Source organism: Bacteroidota bacterium (genome assembly GCA_030706565.1).
Taxonomy (GTDB): Bacteria; Bacteroidota; Bacteroidia; order Bacteroidales; family JAUZOH01; genus JAUZOH01.
In genome coordinates this window covers 1-3,931 of the sequence record JAUZOH010000352.1, presented here as the reverse complement: position 1 = coordinate 3,931, position 3,931 = coordinate 1, and the positions used below count along the sequence as shown (strand labels likewise).

The following is a 3,931-nucleotide window of genomic DNA, read 5'->3' as shown; positions in this document are numbered from 1 at the left end:
GTATATTTACCGGCTGCAGTAAATGTATGCTCCACGGTATCGCGATCATTTATAACATCTGTGCCGGTGCCGAAATTCCAGGTATATTTGATTCCGTTCCCTTTTGTGGATTTGTTGACGAATTTTACCACTGCAGGGGCGCATTTACCTTGCTGGATAAAAGTAAAACTTGCAGATATGCTAAAAGCCGAAAGAATATAAATATGAAAAAATAGTATAATTAAAAAACACCGAGATTTAATGATTTTCATACGCCAATAATTTAGTTTTCAAGGTCAATCTATGCCCTAAGGCTTTAAATTCAGTTAAATCATATTTCTAATATCCATATACTTAACATTGAACAATCAACTTTTTACCTATACCAAAATTCTTTATTCCCGCAGATGAATTTGGTAGCAGCCGACCGGCTTGGAATACGCCATTCGAGCATCAGTTCATGGGTCCAGTTTGCAGCAAGGCCGGGACTGAAACTATGGTCGTATGCGTAACCAGCCCTTAAATCAGGAGTAATATTTATCCCAAGCAATAAAGTCATCTGTTTGGTCGATCTGTATGTCAATCCAACATCAAACAGTTCTCTCGAGCCTTTCATCAACCCTGTCGGGTTTTTAAAACGTACATTTGCATTCCCTTCAACAACAGTAAGGTTCTGACGATTGACCACCTGGACTCCTAGATTATAATTGAAATAATCCGGTTCGGTATTTTTATAAATCAGATATCCATAGCGATGATTTGTATTCAGGTAAGTATCAGTCGATTTACCAAGAGCCAACAGATGGGTGGTGGAAAAGCCCATGATAAAATAGTTAGTTTGGAATTCTAGTCCTACATTGGCATCGGGGCTTACCCTAGTTTGTTTATCATACTCTATGGAAGGATCGTTAGTTGTTTCAGCTTCAAAAAGAGAGCCATTAATTGTACGCGAAAAAACACCGGCAGAAAGCCCCATAGAAAGTTGCCAGTTGCGTTCATCTGAAATCCGGTAAGCATAAGTAAACATGGGGTTGTAAAACTGTGTCACGCCAATATTATCGCCAACAAGCGAAACGCCAAAAGCCGAATGCAAATGATGAATATAATCCGAGGCCTGTATATTAAAGACTTTTGGAGCACCCGAAACACCTAACCATTGCTGGCGCACGTTTGTAAAAACATACAAATAATTCGTCCTGGCAATAGAGGCAGGATTGTAATTTGCACGGTTATACCAATGTGTAGCCATACTGATATCGGCTTGTGCCATCAGCCTAGAGCCCGACAACAAACCTGTAAAAATAAAAAGGTATTTTAGTGGTCGCTTCATTTTAATATTTTCATCTCACAAGGGTTATATAGCCTTTTCTGGTTTGCTCATGCTTGGCCCTGTCCGAATAATGGATTACATAAAAGTAAGTGTCCGGATCAAGCAGTTTCCCTTTATATTTTCCATCCCATCCTTCAGTTCCTTTATAAAGTAATATTCCGTTGCGATCAAATACCTGCAAATCAAGGCCCTGCATAAATAAATCATTTATTCCGTCATTGTTGGGCGTAAAAACATTAGGGACAAAGGGTATAACATCAATTGTTTTCGAAGCACTGTCCGTGCAATTATAGGCAGATGTAGCTTTAAGGCTGATCGTATATGCCAGTTCCGAATTGGAAATATTATAATCATGCTGCACAACAGGCGTTGTTCCTAGGGAATTATCTCCCAGATTCCAGAGATATTGAACACTGTCCTGAGCCGGAATGCTACAGATAAGCTGATCATGTTTTTTATCCACGTGATCTGAAGACAACGAAAAATCAACATTCGGAATAGGATGTTCCACCACAACATACGTCTTTGACTTCTTGCAGCCTCGTTTATTGGAACCCGTGACAGTATATGCTCCGGGGTTGGATACAGTAATCGAATCCAGGGTATCATTCGTATTCCAGAGATAATGAATTGCATTCCCGGAAGCAGACAGAACTATTTTATGACCCGCGCATAAAATGGTATCGCTATTGGCCTGAAAAGGCCAGTCGGGTTCTTCAATCACCGTTCTGCGGATAGTATCCGAATTACAGTTGTGCTCAATGGAATGACCTATCATCCAGTATTTCCCGCCCGGTGCGGAGACCTCTATTGAATCGCTTTTAACCCCAGTACTCCAGATATAATAGGATGCCCCATAACCTTTCAAATAAGTACCCAGGTTTGGGCAATAGGTAGAATCTCCTGTTATACCAACCAGAGGAGGTGAAAAAGATTCCACTACTGTATCTATAGTATCTGTACACGACGAGGGAGGGTTCGTGATAATAAGCTTTATGTGGTGCAAACCCGAAGTTTTAAACTGATGTATCGGACTTTTATCGGTGGTAGTGGTGGTATCCTCTTCAAAATCCCATTTATACTTTAAAGTTCCATGGGTTGATGTTGATAAATTTGTGAATTTAACCTTATTGTGTACACAGTCTTCCATTTCTGAAGTAAAAGCAGCCTTTGGAGCATATTTTGCTATAGTTGAAGCCAGGGAAATGGTACAACCTGTAGCGGAGGTCATGGTACAGGTGTAAGTTTCACCTTCCACCGGTTTGGAAACTTTTAAAGTTTGCTGGGTGCCAACAACTGTTTTGGTGCTGTCGGTCCAACTATAAGTCGAAAAACCATCAGGAGCCTTAAGACTGGCACTGGAATCGCAGGCGCAATAGTTTACGGTTATGATCAATGGCTGGCAGCCGGCCACAAAATAGGCATAACCATAATGGTACCTTCCGGTACAATCGGCAGACATAAACTCCAGGGTAATGGTTTGTCCAATATATTTTGAAAGGTCGGCGCCAACAGTTGTCCAGTCTCTCCATTTAACGGGCGCATTAGAAGGACCGCCCCCACCGCCAGGGCCAGAATTAGAAGAACCTGAAGGCGTGTAAGTATACCAACCGGTTACCATAGAATTTGATGAATAAACATCATAATCGGAACAATCCTGGATTTTATTTCCACTACTGTCGTATATGGTAAAGCGAAAACGGGGTTCCATCAATGCGGTATGATCACTGGCATATTGTAAAACACAGGCAAATTTCATGATTAAAAGAGCATTGGATGAATCGATAGTCATTGTATATTGTAAGCTCTGTTCCCAACCCCGGGGATTTGAATCAGAACCATCGATAATGGCATCGCCCAAACGGGCAGAATATATATATCCGGAAGGTACCTTTTTTAACTTATAATCGGTATTCGCATCATAAGCCGAAGTATCAGAGATGATGGTCTGCCTTCTGTTTACAATGCCTTTCACTTTGGAAGTATTGATTGTGGGCACTTCTGTACTATAACGCCAAGTATATCCAACCCAATTGGTAAAGTTCCCCAATTCAAATCCCAGGTTGGTGCAATTTGAGACCTGAGCATTTGAAGGCAGAGATATTAAAAAAATTATACCGTAAAAGAATAACCTTTCCAATATTTTCATAACATTCTTATTATACAACAAACAACAAGAATTACGTTGTGATGGAAATAATTCAATATATTTCCAATTGAATTTTTGAAGTTAATAAACAAAAAGATTAATAACTTAACGAAAAATTGTCGATAATATTGTAAATAAAAATATTAAAATGACATTTTTAAATATTTGTAATGATGTAATGATTTGATATATAAAAAACAAGTCACTGAATAAATTGTGCAGTGGCCAAAGTTATTTATTTTTTAAGTATAAATTACTAACATAAATTATATAAAATTAACATATCGTATTTAGAATATATAAAAATACGAATATGAGGATAGAACATCCTAACCTGATATATATAAATTAAGCCATCGATTAAATATTTGCATATCCGTGCAAAATATTTAATCGACCGTTATCCTGCAAAAATTGCTTGTTATCTGTGGATTATCCTTATATTTTATAAGATCATGCTCAGTTGAATGCGT

General features: G+C 38.6%; 3 protein-coding genes. All 3 read right to left on the bottom strand.

All coding sequences use genetic code 11. The features are described from left to right. A partial coding sequence (locus Q8907_13930) for a PKD domain-containing protein (protein ID MDP4275369.1) occupies nucleotides 1-251 on the bottom strand: 251 nt, incomplete at its 3' end. Nucleotides 252-355: 104 nt separating this feature from the next. Further along, nucleotides 356-1,309 carry a PorP/SprF family type IX secretion system membrane protein gene (locus Q8907_13925; protein ID MDP4275368.1) on the bottom strand — a complete coding sequence of 318 codons (954 nt, stop codon included), beginning with the start codon at nucleotides 1,307-1,309 and terminating at the stop codon, nucleotides 356-358. A 10-nt stretch (nucleotides 1,310-1,319) separates the two neighbouring features. Then, a complete protein-coding gene (locus Q8907_13920) occupies nucleotides 1,320-3,458 on the bottom strand; it encodes a gliding motility-associated C-terminal domain-containing protein (GenBank protein MDP4275367.1) in 2,139 nt (712 codons plus the stop codon). Nucleotides 3,459-3,931 lie beyond the last annotated feature (473 nt).

Excerpts from the sequence above, each read along its gene's own strand:
- Q8907_13925 (MDP4275368.1), bottom strand. The coding sequence starts at position 1,309 with ATGAAGCGACCACTAAAATACCTTTTTATTTTTACAGGTTTGTTGTCG.
- Q8907_13920 (MDP4275367.1), bottom strand. The coding sequence starts at position 3,458 with ATGAAAATATTGGAAAGGTTATTCTTTTACGGTATAATTTTTTTAATA.